The 17,729-nt window shown below is 32.5% G+C and carries 13 protein-coding genes and 1 tRNA gene; 11 read left to right on the forward strand and 3 right to left on the reverse strand.

Features of this window, described 5'->3' with window-relative positions; all coding sequences use genetic code 11:
- The first annotated feature begins 75 nt into the window (after positions 1–75).
- Together BLW23_RS21635 and BLW23_RS21640 are read left to right on the forward strand one after the other, a co-directional pair.
- Complete coding sequence (locus BLW23_RS21635) at positions 76–1,083, forward strand: 4-hydroxyproline epimerase (RefSeq protein ID WP_093673872.1); 1,008 nt, start codon at positions 76–78, stop codon at positions 1,081–1,083.
- Between the two features lie 3 nt (positions 1,084–1,086).
- Entirely contained in the window at positions 1,087–2,334 is a 1,248-nt protein-coding gene (locus BLW23_RS21640) for an NAD(P)/FAD-dependent oxidoreductase (RefSeq protein WP_093673874.1), read from the forward strand.
- Positions 2,335–2,378: 44 nt separating this feature from the next.
- Here BLW23_RS21640 and BLW23_RS21645 read toward each other — a convergent pair whose 3' ends face one another.
- Both BLW23_RS21645 and BLW23_RS21650 read right to left on the reverse strand, forming a co-directional pair.
- A complete protein-coding gene (locus BLW23_RS21645; protein ID WP_093673876.1) occupies positions 2,379–5,612 on the reverse strand; it encodes a T9SS type A sorting domain-containing protein in 3,234 nt (1,077 codons plus the stop codon).
- Positions 5,613–5,739: 127 nt separating this feature from the next.
- Entirely contained in the window at positions 5,740–6,861 is a 1,122-nt protein-coding gene (locus BLW23_RS21650; protein ID WP_093673878.1) for a helix-turn-helix domain-containing protein, read from the reverse strand.
- 546 nt (positions 6,862–7,407) lie between these two features.
- On the opposite strand from BLW23_RS21650, the gene BLW23_RS21655 reads away from it, so the two are divergent.
- The 5 genes from BLW23_RS21655 (at position 7,408) to BLW23_RS21675 (ending at position 14,897) form a co-directional block, all read left to right on the forward strand.
- Positions 7,408–8,352 (forward strand): FHA domain-containing protein, encoded by a 945-nt coding sequence (locus BLW23_RS21655; RefSeq protein ID WP_093673880.1) that lies wholly within the window; start codon positions 7,408–7,410, stop codon positions 8,350–8,352.
- A gap of 73 nt (positions 8,353–8,425) precedes the next feature.
- Complete coding sequence (locus BLW23_RS21660; protein ID WP_093673882.1) at positions 8,426–12,382, forward strand: protein kinase domain-containing protein; 3,957 nt, start codon at positions 8,426–8,428, stop codon at positions 12,380–12,382.
- 41 nt (positions 12,383–12,423) lie between these two features.
- Complete coding sequence (locus tag BLW23_RS21665) at positions 12,424–13,266, forward strand: arylamine N-acetyltransferase (RefSeq protein WP_093673884.1); 843 nt, start codon at positions 12,424–12,426, stop codon at positions 13,264–13,266.
- Positions 13,267–13,284: 18 nt separating this feature from the next.
- The gene (locus BLW23_RS21670; protein WP_093673886.1) at positions 13,285–13,926 is read left to right on the forward strand and encodes a hypothetical protein; all 642 of its coding nucleotides are present in this window, start codon (positions 13,285–13,287) and stop codon (positions 13,924–13,926) included.
- Positions 13,920–14,897, forward strand: coding sequence for a hypothetical protein (locus tag BLW23_RS21675; protein ID WP_093673889.1), 978 nt, complete (start codon positions 13,920–13,922; stop codon positions 14,895–14,897). Before BLW23_RS21670 ends, BLW23_RS21675 begins: the two co-directional genes overlap by 7 nt.
- A 72-nt stretch (positions 14,898–14,969) precedes the next feature.
- Here BLW23_RS21675 and BLW23_RS21680 read toward each other — a convergent pair.
- Positions 14,970–15,042, reverse strand: a tRNA-Met gene (locus tag BLW23_RS21680).
- A 159-nt stretch (positions 15,043–15,201) separates the two neighbouring features.
- Here BLW23_RS21680 and BLW23_RS21685 point away from each other — a divergent pair.
- The 4 genes from BLW23_RS21685 (at position 15,202) to BLW23_RS23835 (ending at position 17,697) form a co-directional block, all read left to right on the forward strand.
- Positions 15,202–16,044, forward strand: coding sequence for a helix-turn-helix domain-containing protein (locus BLW23_RS21685; RefSeq protein ID WP_093673891.1), 843 nt, complete (start codon positions 15,202–15,204; stop codon positions 16,042–16,044).
- Positions 16,045–16,128: 84 nt separating this feature from the next.
- Positions 16,129–16,587 carry a peptide-methionine (R)-S-oxide reductase MsrB gene (gene msrB / locus BLW23_RS21690; RefSeq protein WP_093673893.1) on the forward strand — a complete coding sequence of 153 codons (459 nt, stop codon included), beginning with the start codon at positions 16,129–16,131 and terminating at the stop codon, positions 16,585–16,587.
- Between the two features lie 91 nt (positions 16,588–16,678).
- The gene (locus BLW23_RS21695) at positions 16,679–17,164 is read left to right on the forward strand and encodes a peroxiredoxin family protein (RefSeq protein ID WP_093673895.1); all 486 of its coding nucleotides are present in this window, start codon (positions 16,679–16,681) and stop codon (positions 17,162–17,164) included.
- A complete protein-coding gene (locus BLW23_RS23835; RefSeq protein WP_255362858.1) occupies positions 17,164–17,697 on the forward strand; it encodes an N-acetyltransferase in 534 nt (177 codons plus the stop codon). Before BLW23_RS21695 ends, BLW23_RS23835 begins: the two co-directional genes overlap by 1 nt.
- Positions 17,698–17,729 lie beyond the last annotated feature (32 nt).

Raw genomic sequence — 17,729 nt, forward strand, 5'->3', positions numbered from 1 at the left:
CACCTCTCCTGAAAGGAAAAGCTTAGAAGGGTGTTTTTCCTTAAGGGAGGTTAGGTTGGGGTAAAAAACTTACTCATGAAGACAACATTTTTTTGCATAGATGCTCATACTTGCGGTAATCCAGTTAGACTTGTTACTGGAGGAACCCCCACTTTAATTGGTGCCACTATGAGTGAAAAACGCCAACACTTTTTAAAAGAATATGACTGGATTCGTAAGGGTTTAATGTTTGAACCTAGAGGACACGATATGATGAGTGGTTCCATTCTTTTTCCGCCTCATAATCCTAATAACGATTTTGCCATTCTTTTTATAGAAACTTCAGGATGTTTACCAATGTGCGGCCATGGAACCATAGGTACTATTACCATAGGCATACAAGAAGGTTTAATCAAACCCAAAATCTCTGGAAAACTTAAGATGGAAGCTCCTGCTGGTTTAGTTGACATTGAGTATAAACAAACAAACGGAAAGGTTGAATGGGTAAAATTAACGAATGTAAAAAGTTATTTGGCTGCCGAGAACTTATCAATTGACTGTCCTGAATTGGGGGAACTTTTTTTTGATGTTGCGTACGGCGGAAATTACTATGCGATTATTGATCCTCAAGCTAATTTCGGTGGTGTACATAATTTCAAAGCTTCAAAAATAGTTCAGTACTCTCAAGTCCTCAGATCTAGAATCAACAAAAAATTTCCCAACATGTTTGTTCACCCTGAAAATGAAAGTATAAAAGACGTTACTCATCTTTTATGGACAGGTAACCCGATAGACTCAAATTCATCAAGTAGAAATGCTGTTTTTTATGGAGATAAGGCAATCGATAGAAGTCCCTGTGGAACTGGAACTTCGGCTCGTATGGCTCAGTTATATGCCAAAGGAAAATTGAAGTTACACGAAGACTTTATTCATGAAAGCTATATAGGTAGTAAGTTTATTGGGAGAGTTGAAGAAGAAACTACCTTAAATGGTGCAAAAGCTATCATCCCGAGTATTCAAGGATGGGCAAAGGTATATGGTTACAATACCATAACTATAGACGATCAAGACGATCCATATGCTCACGGATTTCAAGTAATTTAAACTATGAATAAAAACGTATTAATTATAGGTGGTGGAATTATAGGTTTAAGTTCTGCTTACTACTTACAAAAACAAGGACACAATGTAACGATTGTTGATCAATCGGATTTAACTTCGGGTGCATCTCATGTGAATGCAGGAATTATAACACCTAGCCATATAATTCCTTTAGCCGCTCCTGGTGTTATAAACAAAGGGCTTAAATGGATGTTTAGTTCAACAAGTCCTCTATCCATAAAACCAACTTTAAATTCTCATTTTCTTAGATGGGCATGGTTATTTAAAAAAGCATCTACCAAACAAAAAGTAGAAAAATCGATTCCTATAATAAAAAACATTAATGTGTTCAGTCAGGAACTGTACGAGGATATAAAAACCTCTGATGATTTCAATTTTTATTACCAAAAGAAAGGGCTCATGATGTTGTACCAATCTGATAAAATGGGAGAAGAAGAATGGAATATTGGACAGAAAGCAATACAAGAAGGATTGCATGTCGAACATTTAAAAGCTTCCGAAGCTCAACAATTACAACCTAATGCTAAATTAAATATTAAAGGAGCTGTTTATTATCATTCTGATTCACATACCACGCCTTCAGACTTCATGAAAGAGTTTACCTCATACCTCTTAAAAAATGGAGTAAATATTATTACAAATGAGAAAGTTATCTCTGTAAATGTATCTGGCAAAAAAGCTTCTTCCGTCCAAACAAAACAACAAAAAATTCAATTTGATGAATTAGTAATGGCTTCAGGATCATGGACTCCTATGTTAGTAAAACAATTAGGACTAAGAATTCCTGTTGTACCAGGAAAGGGCTATAGAATTAATGTAAAAAAGAAAACAGGGATTACGATTCCTGCGATATTAACTGAAGCTAAAGTAGCGGTAACTCCAATGGATGGATTTACAAGATTCGCTGGTAAAATGGAATTAGCAGGAATTAATACCAAAATTAATATGAAAAGAGTTAGAGCCATTGCTCAATCTTCTGAAAAGTATTATCCAGATTTGAAAATTAATGAAGAATTTATCAATGATGCAGATTATGGGTTAAGACCCTGTTCCCCAGACGGATTGCCCTATATAGGAAAACTATCTTCTTTTAATAATGTTACTCTTGCAACCGGACACGCCATGATGGGATGGAGTTTAGGGCCAGCAACAGGAAAATTAGTCTCTGAATTAATTTCTAATCAAAACACAAGTATTAACATAGCCTCTTTTAAACCAGAAAGATATCTATAAAAAACAGGTTGGAATGGCACCAACCTGTTTTTGAAAACAAGATTCTATTTTACAGAAATCTTTTTATTTAATTGTTGATGTTCGCTTCCAACACTCACAATATAATACCCTCTTGAAAACTTTGATACATCAAGAGTTACTCTTTCATCAATCGTTTCTCTTTGATAAATTACTCTTCCTGATAAATCAGAAACAACAACCTCAAAAACCTCATCTTGTTGCACTTTTGGTAAGTTAACAAATATAGACTCTGTTGCCGGGTTTGGATATACTCTTAAAACGGGAGCATCTTTTGGACCCTGAGGGCCAACTCTTGGAATTCCACCACCACCAGATCCTCCTCCACCTCCACCAGATGAAGCATGAGATACTCTTAAATATTTAGCTCCTCCTCTACCGCAGCGGTTATTACCCATTAACTGAACTAAACCACTATTCCTAGCATACCCTGTCATTGCTGTTAAATTTCTATGATTTGTTGGAGCCATTTGCCAATTTTGAGCAAAATAATCAATCGGACTTGATACATCAAATGGGTATGGTAGCCACCAAACATAGCTCGTCGCTCCTTGGGAAATCCCTCCATTATATCGTACCAGTGCTCCCGTATTAACACTTGTTGGTCCTGAAAGACTTGCTGGGCTTCCTGGTCTTCCTACCCAAATATTTTTCTGAACAGTTACCCCATTAGTAAATCGTGCCTTTATCCATCCAGTAGTTCTGTTATCCGCTGGAGGTCTTATTGTCACTGAGTTTCCAGTACTGCTTATAATCGGTAAATTTGAAGATGAAGTCCACTGCTGCACGTTTCCTGGAGTTGAACAACTAGTAAACGTATAGGTTTTGGTTTCATTTCTACAAATGGTTGATGTTCCAACCAAATTACTAACATTTACAGGAAAGTAAGGTAGTTGTGCATTTCCTGCTAATTCAGCTAATAACCACGGAACACTTTCTTTGTTGAAGCTTGTATGTTGAGTATTTTTATCATGCCCGAAATACGAATCAAACGGGGTCAGGTTTTGACAAACCAAATTTTTATCCAATCGCCCCGCCCAACTTCTATCTGGACTTAAATGTCCAATAGCAGAAAATGATGCTATAAAAGAATGTGAATGTTTTAATGTTCTCAAACTCCAATAATTCCCTCCAAGTAAATTTAATAAGCCTGAAACAATATTATCGAAAGCATCTTCAAATGAAGTCCAAAAACTTCCATTTACACCAACAGGACTTGTTCCTACAACTGGTGCAGCAAGCTCATATTGTCCAGGGAACCAGCCACCAGGGACATTGTCCATATTTCCACGAGAATTGTTATTAGTTGTATAAATACTAGTATCGTTAAATCCCTTTTTAAATCTTGATATTTTCCCATATCCAGAGGTGTTTGGTAAAAAGTATGTTTCGATACTTCCAATATGAACGGTTGCCGTAATTATACGTTGAAATGCTCTTAAATTAACCGCTTGCTGACTATGATTTGCAAAAGCATCATTTGCATTGCCTGTAAATGGATTTTCATAAGCTCGAGATCCTTTTAAAGAACCATTTACCAACGATATTTTACGCAAGTTTTGAGGATATCCTTTAGATCCTGGCAAGCCATTATTAAACAAACTGTTATAGAAATTCTTAAAAAACGGAGCCCCTCTTGAATATGAATACCCTTGTGATACAGTCCTTGCGTTCAAATAACTTCCACTCGTACCATTGTACTGTTCAATTAATTGTTGTTTTGCTCCCGCAGAACCTAATTGGTTATCAGCAAAATCTTGCGCAGCAGAACTATCTCCTTTTACTTGATTGATTAAGGCTTGTAAGCCTAATGGAATATTTGCTCCTAAATGTGGGCTATCAACACTTACCCATAAACGCGTATTATGATTCCATTGTGATTGATTTGTTTGTGCATATTTCTTTTCCATATAAGCCAAAGCATATCTTGAAATTTGCCCTCCCATACTTGGCCCTACAATTACCAAACCTTCATTTGAACTATTGTTAGACAACCTAGTATTTAGGTTTCTAATTAGCCTCGTTAAGTTTAATCCGTTCCTTTCAATATAATCAGCCCCTCCGTCAATAGTTCTTCCTCCTGAAGTATAAGTAGCGTGATTAACAATAACAACATCATATCCCAAGCTTCTTAATACACAAATTAAGTTTTGTTGAGCGCCACTTGTATCTTGATAGCTCATCATATCTTTAATAGATCGATGCTCTTCTGCGCTAAACTGGCCTCCTGAAATATATCTTGACGCACATGCTGGATCCGCAGCACAATCAGCATCTTGAATTCTTCTGCGATCTTGCGGATCGAATCCATCAATAATGATAACAGGTTTTCTTAAAGTACTCGAAGTATTCCCACCACTCGTTCTAAAGAATATTCTATAATCAATTTTACCGTATAACGGAGAAGATTCGTCATATCCCCTAAAAGGAATATCCGCCGTTACGGTTCCATTTTCAATAGCTCCTCCTAAACTACATCCACTACTAGAAGTTGGCGGTCGTCTAAGGATATCATCAGTAATTACATATAAACTCCCCTTAGTTTCTTTTATACTTCCATCCTTAAATGTAGTTTTAAATTTTAGTGTTTTTACTCCTGTTTCTTTAAATGAATAACTGATCGTATTTCTAACAATCTTTCCTGCTTCAACCAGTGTTATAAAGTTTTCTTCATTAAACCTTATACTCAAATTTTGAATCTTCTTATCTGAATTCTCATACCAGTATTCCTTTGATAATTTGAACTTAATAACATTTCCTTTGACAGCATCTTTCATTGGAGATATGAGCAAACTATGATGGGAAATAAATGGTTTTTTCCCTACAAGTTGTGTAAAAGAGTCTCCGTTTAATTTCACCCCACTTTCTTTGTTTGAATTTTCAGAGTAATTCAAAGTTTCAAAATCGGTATTTACCAAACCTAAAGACACCACGTTTTCAGTTTCTTCACTTTTCTTTAATTTTTCTTTTAAATTTAAGTAAGAAATGAATTTTTCTCCTTTTGAGGCATTGTAAAGGTCTAGTAAAGCCTGCCGCATATAAGCAAAATTGGCTGGCTTATCATTTTCATCAGAGTTAAATAGATGAATCTTTGAGAAATTCATTGACCTATTTAATAACACGCCTGACTTCAAGCTTGTTTTGTCAACTTTTTTCAACATTTGATCCAAGCTTTTCTCAGTGCTTTTTTCAATGGTTATTTGAGCATACCCAATACTACAAATAAGAAATGTACTAATTAATAATAGTTTTTTCTTCATAGTTAAATTAGTTTATAGTTTTAATTCTACAAACCTAAACTACTACAAATCAAAAACTTGAAAGTCCAGAATTATCTAAATTATATAAATTAGGATGCTTTTAAATCAAATAGGACAAAATGAGTTCTTAATTAACCTTTCTAAATTCTGTAGGTGTTATTGACGTCATTTTTTTAAAAGCCGAATAAAAGGTAGACTTTGAATTAAATCCACATTCCAAACCAATTGATGCTATCGTATAATTTCCGAAATGATTATCGGAAAGTAACTTTTTTGCCTGCTCAACTCGAAAAGAATTTATGTAATCTGAAAAGTTTGAACTGCTATGACCATTTATTATTTTCGAAAAATGACTCGGACTCATTTTTAACTCATCGGCCAAAGTATTCATGGTTAGCTTTGGATCTAAAAAGCGCTGTTTATCCGAAATATAGTTATGAATTTTATCAAAGTCCTTTTCATGCTTTGTAAGTGGTGATTTTTTTCTCTCTAGAATACTGCTTTTTTCATGACCTTCTTTAATTAAATGATTTCTCAATGAAATTCTATCCTTAACAATTCTATACCTAAAAAAACCTTGATACCCTATCCAATATAACAACACTGATGTTCCTAACCTTAAGGGTAAATAAGCCCAATTTTTTCCAGTAATATTATTAATGAATATGGCAAAAACCCAAAACATCAGTACCAAACCTCCTAATTTCAAAAAGATTTTTATCCAATATATATCATCATAATCTGTAATAAACGTGTATAGTTCTTTCTGCTGAAATACCAAATAGGCTGATTTAGTAATAATACCAATACCTATAACAGCATTAAACACTTCTTCTACTCTTTCATATACCTGGATGAAAGATTGGTCAAAATTATCTGTAAAAAAATAAGAGTGAATTATAAAAGCCGAACGGACTATTAATTCTATCACAAAAACACTCAAAAAAAATGGTAAAACTCTATTTCCTCTATTTTTTACTTTTAAATAGTGAAGTAAAAACATATGAAACATAGGAAACAATAGTAAATACCAAGCCACTTCAAATTGCTGAATAAAATAGTTTTGAACACTATAGCCTTTATCAATCAACCAAGCTTGCAAATTATTTAGTGATAGAAAAAAAACTGTTAGATTTAGATACAAAATAACTTTACTAACTTTTTTCTGTTTCGATATTGTAAAAATATTAAATGCGAAACCTTGAATTGCACCCGCAATTAACAAGGACGAAAAAAAACCATTCCCCATATTGTTTATCTTTCTTGCTAAAAGTTATCCCTTCTTATTGTTAGACAAGTTCCATATCCTGATATAAAAATAAAAAATACCTGATAATTAAGAGAATATAGATTCAATAAAAACGATAATTTTATTTCGCACAGGTACCCCTCAAGTTTTTGAGGTTATTTAGTTATAAGTTATGGGGAGAAAAATAAACAAATAAACAACCTAAATAAACAACTGAATAGCAAACACATATACATTACTACTAAGATTTATCTCTTTTTTCTTTAGCAGCTTCAAGAAAACAATGAAAATTTCTAGTTAAATTTGTACCCTTAGTTCTTGGAAAAAGTAATGTTACTGGTTATAAATGTTTCGCATCGGTTAAGGCGATTAAGCATTAAACATGCCATCCTAAACCAAACTTGTTGAACACAAAGTTTTCAAAATTAAACAATTACACTTGTAATATTTGCTTACTTTCATTAACTTTGATTACGACCCTTGGAGTTTTTATTTTTTTTAACCAAATTAAAGTAAAACTATTACTAATTATTACCCCTCAAACCCATGGCAATTATTAAATGCATACATTCTAATAAAGCTATAATACTTCATACCCAAAATAGAATTGGGAGGAACCAAAAAGTTTCTACAATACATATAGCCGAAAGCGATATTTCTCAATCACATGCTGTAATAGAGTGGAAAAACGGAGACTGGTATCTTCAAGATTGTAGTAGAAATGGAACTCTTATTTCTAAAAAATATCTTCACCATGCCTCTACAAAGTTAAAGGAAAATGATATTATTCAGTTCGGAAAAGATGAGTCGACAAAATATCAAATAGTAAACCTAAACCCTCCTGTGAGTTATTTAATTTCATTATCGAACCCAGATACAATTATGGAGTTAGGTAATTTTGAAAAAATCACAGATGATCAAAACGAAGAAATTCTGTTCTATTATTCGAGTAATATGAGCTGGAAGGCTGAAACTGTATCCTACTCCATCGAATTTGAACATGAAAAAAAATACAGACTTAACAATGAGGATTGGTTGTTTATTGAAAATGAACCACTAAATGCAACCGTTGATACAAGAAACTTAGTTGATCAAGCAGAATTTCAATTTAAAATTAGCGAGGATGAAGAAAGCGTTCATGTAAATATTATGATTGACGGTCTTGAACTTAATTTAGGAGAACGTAGTCATCATCATTTACTTTTGATTTTAGCAAGAAAAAGGTTTTCCGATTCAAAAGAAGATTTACCAACTAATAATGACGGTTGGGTGAATGTAGATGGTCTTGTTTCTCAACTTTCTAAAGAACTATATAAAAGTGTTGACGAGTATTACATCAATATTTTAATTCACAGATTTAGAAAGCAATTATTCGGTTTAAAACCCTATGGTTACTTATTTTCAGAAGTTATAGAACGAAAAAAAGGGAAAATTCGTTTCGCTCACCCTCTATTTAATATTTCAAAAGAATCTCAGTTATCTATCGCTTAGATAGTTAATAATGTTTATTAAAAACAATAAAAAGTATATCATCTTTTTAATTAAAAGTATTCTAGAAATTTAAATGAAGGAAGTCCTTGTAACAAAAATTACAACTCACTCAGCCAATACATATGAACTTAAAAATATTATTGGTGAAGGCACTTATGGCGTCATTTACAAGGCAAAACAAACCAGTACTGGTCAGGTAGTAGCAATAAAGTTATTAAAACCTCCCAACGGTGCTAGCCATGAAAATTATGTATTTCAAACAGACCATTTTGATAAAGAGGTTCGTCTCTATTCAAAAATGAATCACACCAATATTGTAAAACTTTTAGACAAAGGTATTACAGCTAAAAACGAACCTTTTTTTGTATTTGAATATATTGAAGGGCTTAGTTTAAGAGACATTATTACCGATAAAAAACTTCGTTCTTTTTCTTCTATAAAAGAAATCATGAGTCAATTACTGGATGGTATAAATCATGCTTTTGAAAAAGGGATAGTCCACTGTGATTTAAAACCTCAAAACATAATGGTCTTAAATAACGGTTTGCGAAATCATATAAAAATATTAGATTTCGGAACTGGCACTTTTTCTGAGAACAAAGAACAAAGTAGGAAAAACAATATTTTTCAATCGGGTAATATTGAAGGAACCCCAAACTACTGTTCTCCAGAACAATTGAGAGGAGAAACCCCATCAATAAAATCAGACATTTATTCTTGGGGATTGATTTTAGCCGAATGTTTAACTGGTGAAATGGCCATTCAAGGTGAAAGTATTTCTCATATTTTACAACAACAATTGAGTAATGACCATGTTTCATTACCTTCTTATATTTTAAAACACCCTATTGGTTCAATTTTAAGAAAAGTATTAATGAAAACTCCCGCTTTAAGAGCTGGAGACCCCAAACGTATTTACGAAGAGTTTCTTGAAATTAATTTAGAGACATTAGATATGTCTCCATATGGAGCTGCAACTGTTTATTCAAATGATGATTGTTTAACCATAGCAAACCCGCTTGGTTGGCAACATATAAAAGCAGAGAAGCGATTTTTATCCATACTTTGTATAGAAATAAACATCAACAATGAAACTAATGATCATTTAGATTTAGAAACCTTCGATATTGTCCAAAAAAATCAAATTAACAATTGCATTGACACTGTTACAAAATACGGTGGCCATGTAGCCGAACAAATTGCTAATATTATTGTTATCTACTTTGGATACCCTTCTGCTGGGGATGATGATACCAGAATGGCTGGTAAAGCCGCTATCGAAGTTCTTAATCAAGTAAATAGTTTTAAAAGCGATTTATTTCTTCAAAAGAAAATAATATTGAGTGCAAAAATAGCAATCCACTCCGGAACCCTATTATCAAACAAAGATGAAGTTCCTAGTGGCCCTATTTTAAACGAATCCTTGAAGTTACTCCATAATTCAAGCGAAGAGCTTATCTTAATTCATAAAAGCTCAAAAAATCTATTTGAAAAGTATTTCGTTCTAAAATCACATAAAAATGGTTTTGTCTTGGAACATAGAAAAGACAAAGAATTCGAATTCAATTCAATTCAAAAACCACTTTATGGGAGAGAAAAAGAATTTAAAGAAGTATTGCTACACTGGAGCTCAACAAAATCAAACAATACAATTTTAGTTTCTGGGCAAGCTGGTATTGGTAAATCTAAACTTGTTTCAGAAGTTAAATCATCAGTAGCAAAATCAAATAACCTCATTTTTCATAGTCAATGTTCACCTGAACATCAAAACGACACTCTATACCCGATTTTTAATTTATTAAAAAATCATTTGAAAATTGATGAGAATACTCTGCAAGAAAACATCATTAAAAAGCTAGAGGAAGCTGTAAAGCTAACTACCTACAATATTGAAGTTTCTCTTCCTATTCTCTGCTCATGGTTTTCTATTTCTTATAAAACTCAAAAAACAAGTTCTGTTCCTCCAGAAAATCAAAGAGAATTTGTTTTAAACTTACTTCAGGAGTTATTCTTAAGCTTTGGTAATGGCAAGAAATTTCTAATCTTAATAGAGGATATTCACTGGATTGATCCAACAAGTGAAAGTTTTATTGAGAAGTTGATTACAAAAAGTTCAGGAAATAATTGTTTTCTATTACTTTCATCTCGATCCAACTCACATTTTTTTTCTCAAAAAACCTTAATTAAAGAAATTGCACTATCTCCATTAAATAAGTTTTTTGTAAAGAGTTTAGCAGAGAGTTTACTTAATGGGCTAGAGCTTAGCGATGACATAGTTGAGCTAATTTATAACAAAACCGACGGAATTGCGCTTTATATTGAGGAATTAACGACAATGTTAATTGATAAAAAACTTATAAAACAAGTAAACAATAAATACGAGCTATCGGAACGAATTGAGGATTTAAACATACCATCTTCTTTAACGGGTTTACTTCAATCAAGATTAAAAAGTGTTGGATTGGCTATTGAAACAGCTCAAATTGCTTCAATTATCGGTAGAGAATTTTCGTATAACTTACTTGTTAACTCTTCTTTAAAAGAAAAAAACTTCGTTAACGACGATCTCGATATACTGATTAGATCAAATATTGTATACAAAAATTCGGAAAACACTCAAAATTATATTTTTAAACATGCTTTAATTAGAGATGCCGCTTTTGAAAGTATTGCCTCATTTCCTAAAAAGGAAACTCATAAAAGGATTGGAGAAAACATAAAAAATTATCCACTAAAACTTCGTGAACAGAATATTCAAAGACTAGCTTATCATTATCATGAAGCAGAAGAATATAAGCATGCTATTGGTTTTTATAAACAAGCAGCAAACTTGGAACTTCTAAAAAAACTAGGGCAATCGGAATCTATTTATCTTACGGATAAAGCATTATTCCTAAACGAAAACCTAAAGAGTGAAGGTTCTTCAGATTATATGCCTCTTGTAGAAGCCGAATTAAGAATTCACAAAGCTGCCGTTTTAACATATAAATCTGGTTGGAAGCACCCTGAAATTATTGACAATTATAGAATTGTAGAGTCCTTAGCTAAAAACACGCAATTTAATAACGAAGTAAATTTTGCTTTGGCAAAAGGAATGTGGGTATATGAATGTACGGAAGGAAACATTCCACGTATGTTCAAACTTGCTGAAGAAATGAAAAAAACAGCCAGAGCAATTGGTGATTCTAATTGTTTAGCTCAGGCTTATGATTGTCTTAGTCAAACACAATTTTTTAATGGTCAATTTAAAGAGTCCATTCAATCTTGTCATGACTGCTATAATTCTTATGATCAGCATCAAGGTAAAAGAAAACCAATATCTGACGGCCTAGATCCTTACGTTGTATGCATGACTTTCGAAGCTTTATCTCAATTATTTTTAGGCGAAAAAAAACAGTCTATTAACTTAATGAAAGATGCTTTGAATAAAGCGAAGTCCTATCGTTGGTCGAATCTGACCATGGGGGTTTTTGCTCAAACTTCCCGACTTTATTTATACCTCTGTTCTTTCTCGCATATAAATGAACAGACTGAATCATTATTTAAAGATTTAAATGATAATGTAGAGTTGTTCGGTCAAAAGGGAGCTTTTCCTTATTGGGAAAGCGCTATCCACTTAAATAACTCAGCGAGTCTTTCTTTATGTAATAATGACGAGTCAACTTTGGTTTTTCAAAAAGCAAGAAAAAAATGGGCACCAAAAACCTCTTCAATTCCTTACTACAATCTAATTGAAGTTGTAGCTCTCATAAAAAATAAAGCATTTAAAAAAGCCCTTCAAATAACAAACGAATCAATTACTTTTGCCGAAAAGAATAAAATCATTTATGCCCTTGCTTATGCTTATTGTTTTAAAGGTAAAGCTCTTTTTAATTTAAATAAAAAAGACGAAGCTTTTAATGCATTTATCAAAGCAATAAAAATTGCTGAAAGTCAAAAAGCACTTTGGATAAAATCATTTGTTACGAATGAATTTGTATTTTTTTATCAAAAGAAACAAATTCCAAAAGTTTTATGGAATAAGCCATAAAATGATTGAATATTATACTAATACCCAACTTAAATAACAGTATGAACGAAAAAAAAGTGATATCTCCTGAAGTTCTCCATAAACTTCTGAATCGTTTTAAACTAAGTACAACAGAATGTAATGAAGAAGGATTAAAAAAAGTATACCAAGCTTGGTGCAGAAACATTCCCTTTGACAACTTTTGGAAACGTCTAGAATTAGAACAATCTCCATTTATTGAAAAAGATCAAATTGATGCAACTACTTTTTTCGAAGCTTGGCTAGAACATGGAATCGGAGGAACTTGTTGGACAACTACCAATGCCTTACAAGCTTTACTTATTGACATGGGCTTTCAAGTTAAATTTGTTGGTGGATCGATGGGCGATATGGGACTTGTAAATCATGGTAGCTTAATCGTAACAACCAATGATAAGCGAGAATTTATTGTAGACACTTCTATTTCTAATGAAGTTCCAATAGAAATCATTCCAAATACTATTGATAACACCCCACATTCCATTCAACTTATTGATGAGCAGGAAAAGCTCTCAATCTTATTCGAATTCCCTTCGAAAAAAGATCTCATGAAATGCGCTATCTATAATAACACACTTTCTTCAGAAAACGTTCAAAAACATCATAAAGAAAGTTACACCAATAGCTTATTTAATGACTGCGTATATATCAAAAAGAATAATGAATTTGGAATTAACACCATCATAGGTAACACCCTATATACGAAAACAAAAAATGAAATAAAAAAAGTTACTCTTAATAAAGAAGAAATAGAAAAAGTTTTATCTAATGTTATGGGCTTATCTGACGAAATCATTACTCATATTGAAAAAACGACATTATTCAATATACCCAGTGAATCTCACTTAATAAGTCTTACCAGTTAATTTAAAAATTAGTATACCATGGAAACACAAACAGCAGTAAAAAAAACTGAAACACTAGCACCGTCTACAAACGACATTAATCGAGCATTAATTAACTTTATGCAGATCTTAGCTAATGACACAAATGGAACAAAAACCACAATGAAAGGTTTTGAAAAAGAATTAGCAAAAGCTGTTCAAAACGGTAATGAAGGAGACATCTTATTTTACCAAGATAAAATTGTTGACTTGTTAAACGATAATATTCCGTTAAAAGAAGCTGCGGAAAAAATGTATTCAGCCATATTTTCTGATATTAGAAACTTAGATTCAAACTGGTGGGCAGTTAACAAAGTAATAGGAAACTCTACAACAGGATTAATCTGGGGATATACTTGGACATCATCTGATCAAGATGCTTTTATCGCCTTCATTAACGAAGTTGCAAAAGACAAAGAGAATACCTTTGCTAGTCTTGCTATTAAATTAAGGTCTTCAGAAGAAAACTCGAAAAAATATCGTAATGAATTTATTGAATATATTGAAGGAGTTCAAAAGTTAATTGACCCAACAATGAGTCAACACCTCGTAGATACGCTTGTTCAAAAATCAAGCTATCCATGTTCTGAGGCTGAACTAGAAACATTATTTGACAATTTAGTAGAGCCTAAAACTTGGTAACTAAAAAATTAAATAAAATCATACCATGCATTTTTCCCATAGGGGAAGAATGTATGGTTTCATCTTTGGCCGCGAATCGATTAGAAAAACAACTTTCTTATTTTTATCCCAAGCAACATTTATCCTACGTTTTTGAATTTCGTGTTTCGAATGAAGAAGATCAAGTAGACTTGGCTATTGCATTCGATCAAAAAGATGACATCGATTTTTTGAAAGAACACTTCCCTTCTATTTATAAAAATATTGAAATTCAAAACTGGTTAAAAAACTGTTTACATCTAAAAACAACCAATAACAACATCAAAAGTTTTTGGTTAGAAATTGATCTTGATGGGCAGGAAACTACCAATATACCAAGCTTATTTATCAGCTTAACCTCCGAAGCGATTACCAAAACAACATTAGAAAAACTCGTTACCGTTTTGAGTTTTCAATATACTGATCGCAATAGTTTCAAAATGCTTGAAATTTGTAAAAATGCTTTGGATAAAGGTCAATATATTGAACATATTGGTGTAATGCATTCTAGAACTACTAATAAAACAACTAGACTATACATTAGAGGCTTTAATAAATCTACACTTCTCGCCTATTTAGAAAAAGTTCAATGGAATGGAAATAAAAAACTTGTAAAAGAACATTTAAATGAGCATCATTCTATAGAATATATTAGCGTAGCTTTGGAGTTTACTAGTGTCTGGAAACCTACCATTGGCATTGAATTACATTTAAAAAAAGGCACACAACATTCCGATATCTTACTTTCAGACTTCATCAAAAAAGAAATTTGCTCAACACAAAGAACACTTGCCATAAAAGATATTCTTACTACAAATAAAGTTTCAACAGAAAACTATCGCTATCGACGAAGTTTGAGTCATTTTAAATTCACTATTAAAAATGATACAGCACCTGAATATAAAGTATATGTGCAGCTTATTCCGAGTTACACCAGCTTGTTTGGGTTTTAAAATTAATAGATGAAACTTATTTTTTTTAATCAAAAAAGGCTTCCAATTTCTTGAAAGCCTTGTCAATTCTAGTAGCGGGAACTGGACTCGAACCAGTGACCTTCGGGTTATGAGCCCGACGAGCTGCCTACTGCTCTATCCCGCGATTTGCGGTTGCAAAGATAGTTCTTTTTATTAATTACCTCCAAACATTTAAGCTTCTTTTTTATTTTTTAATACAATATGTATATCTCTTTAATACTTTTACCTTAATTTTCAACTCAATAACGATTTACTTTAATCTTAAACCAGTTCCATTTTTTTTATGAAATTTAGTTATACCGGAGAAGACGAAGCCACATTCGATTTAATAGACACTACTAACCTTAGCTATAGCGCTCCTAAAATGAGAGGAGACTGCTATAAGATAATTTGGGCTAAGAACGATGAACTACATATAGGTGTTGACGGTTACAGTGTATTGTTGCAAAAAAATCAGATGTTATTTTGTACACCTTTAAATCTTTTAGATTTTGAGGTTCAAAACAAAGAAATTGTAATTTATTCTTTTAACAGAGAGTTTTATTGTATTCGCGATCATGATAATGAAGTTTCTTGCAATGGTTTATTATTTCTTGGGTCTTCGGCTCCTGTTGTGGTTAAACTAAATGAAAAAGAACAACAAAGTTTCAGTTTATTATATAACTTCTTTATAGAAGAATTCGAAACCATAGATCATATTCAAGGAGAAATGCTTTTAGTTCTTCTAAAAAGGTTACTCATTAAATCCCTAAGAATAGCCAAGAAAACCTTGCCGCATCCCGATATGCCCCAGCCGAAATTAGACACCATTAGAAAGTTTAATTTATTGGTAGAAATGCATTTTCGAGAGAAACATAAAGTTTCTGAGTATGCGAATATCATGAATTTAACATCGAAATCATTATCTAATATATTTACTCGGTATTATAACAAATCTCCTCTAAAAATTATTAATGAACGTATAATTCTTGAAAGTAAACGACTCCTATCTTTTTCAGAAAAAAACATCAACGAAATTTCATTCGAATTGGGTTTTGAAGAAGCCTCACATTTCTCAAAGTTTTTTAAAACTCATGTTGGCAAATCTCCAAACTTTTATAAAAAGGCGAATATCAACCGTGAGTAAAATATATAAAAACAGATGGAAAATAGCTACGTTATAAACTCTTCTTCCTCTGTATCTTTGCATAACAAAAGAAAGGATAATACAATGAAAGACAAAACACTAACTTGGAAAAACATTATTAGTTTCGCTGTAAATGGAAATCCTGTTCCTGACAGAAGGGTTGAAAAAACTGAGGCAGAATGGAAAGAACTCTTAACCCCAGAGCAATATAGAATTACAAGGCAAAAAGGAACGGAAAGAGCTCATTCTGGGGCTCTGTGTAGCGCCCATGACGCTGGTAAGTATAATTGTGTATGTTGTGACACGCCATTGTTCGACTCAACAATTAAATTTAACTCAGGCACAGGATGGCCAAGTTTTACACAACCTATTCAAGAAAATGCCATAAAATACGAAAAGGATGCTTCCTTCGGAATGGTTAGAGTTGAAGTAATGTGTAATACCTGTGATGCCCATCTCGGACATATATTTCCAGATGGTCCAGAACCAAGTGGGCTACGATACTGTATTAACTCAGAATCCATGACTTTACAAAAGGAATAATACCATATTCTTTTGAGCTATGTTAACATTCTAGGCTATCTATAAATTAGATAGCCAGGAAAATTATTGTCTAAATTAAAATTAATTGAAAATGAATAGTACCGAAAATAAAGTATTCAAGGCTCCCGAATTCAATGTTAAACATTGGGTTGATGCCAATGGAAATAAAACTAATGAAATAAAGCTATCAGACTTTAAAAGTAAATTTAAAGTTTTATATTGTTTTCAAAGTTGGTGCCCTGGCTGCCATAGCGCTGGCTTACCTAATCTTCAAAAAATGGTAAAGGCACTTGAAGGAAATGATAAAGTAGCTTTCTTAGCGGTTCAAACTGTTTTTGAAGGACACGAGTCAAACACTTACGAGAAAATGTTAGAAACTCAAAAAAAGTATGAGCTTAAAATTCCATTTGGTCATGATGCAGGAGATGATGGTAAATCACGATCGAACATTATGATTAATTATAAGACGGGAGGAACTCCATGGTTTATATTAATCGATCAAAATGACAATGTTGTTTTTGCAGATTTTCATTTAAACGTTGATGCGGCCATTGAAGTTTTAAAAACTGTTAAATAATGATTAGAAATGTTCCTGAAATTAAACTATATGGTGCCGAAGGATGTCATAAAACACGGTATTATAAACTTGTTTTAGATGATATTGGCTTGCCTTATGCTTTTTTAGATGTTGAAGCCAATAAGCAGCATGCCGAAGAGCTCAAAAGTCTTTATGAAAACAGAAAGTTAAATTTCCCGACTATTACAATAGGAAGTAAGAAATTAAGAAATCCGTATAAGGAAGACCTTATTAAATGGATGCATAAATTAATACCAAACATGTTACCAATAAAACACGACACAGTAAACAAAAAATTCACTCTTCATATTAACGGCGAGGAAGCAAAAGTTGAATATGTATGGAAAAATGGTAAAATGTACTTAGTGCATTCTGAGGTTCCATATAACCTCAGAGGTAAAGGAGTTGGAAAAGAACTTGTTTTAAAATCATTTGAAAAGTTACACGAGGAAGGGCACAAAGCTGTAGCAGTTTGTAGTTATATTAAACTGGTTAAAAATAGAAACGAGTACTGGAAAAACATTATCGAATAAACTCTGAGGTATAGGTATCTACCAACTCTCAA

It is taken from the genome of Tenacibaculum sp. MAR_2009_124 (assembly GCF_900105455.1).
In the GTDB taxonomy this organism is placed as follows: domain Bacteria; phylum Bacteroidota; class Bacteroidia; order Flavobacteriales; family Flavobacteriaceae; genus Polaribacter.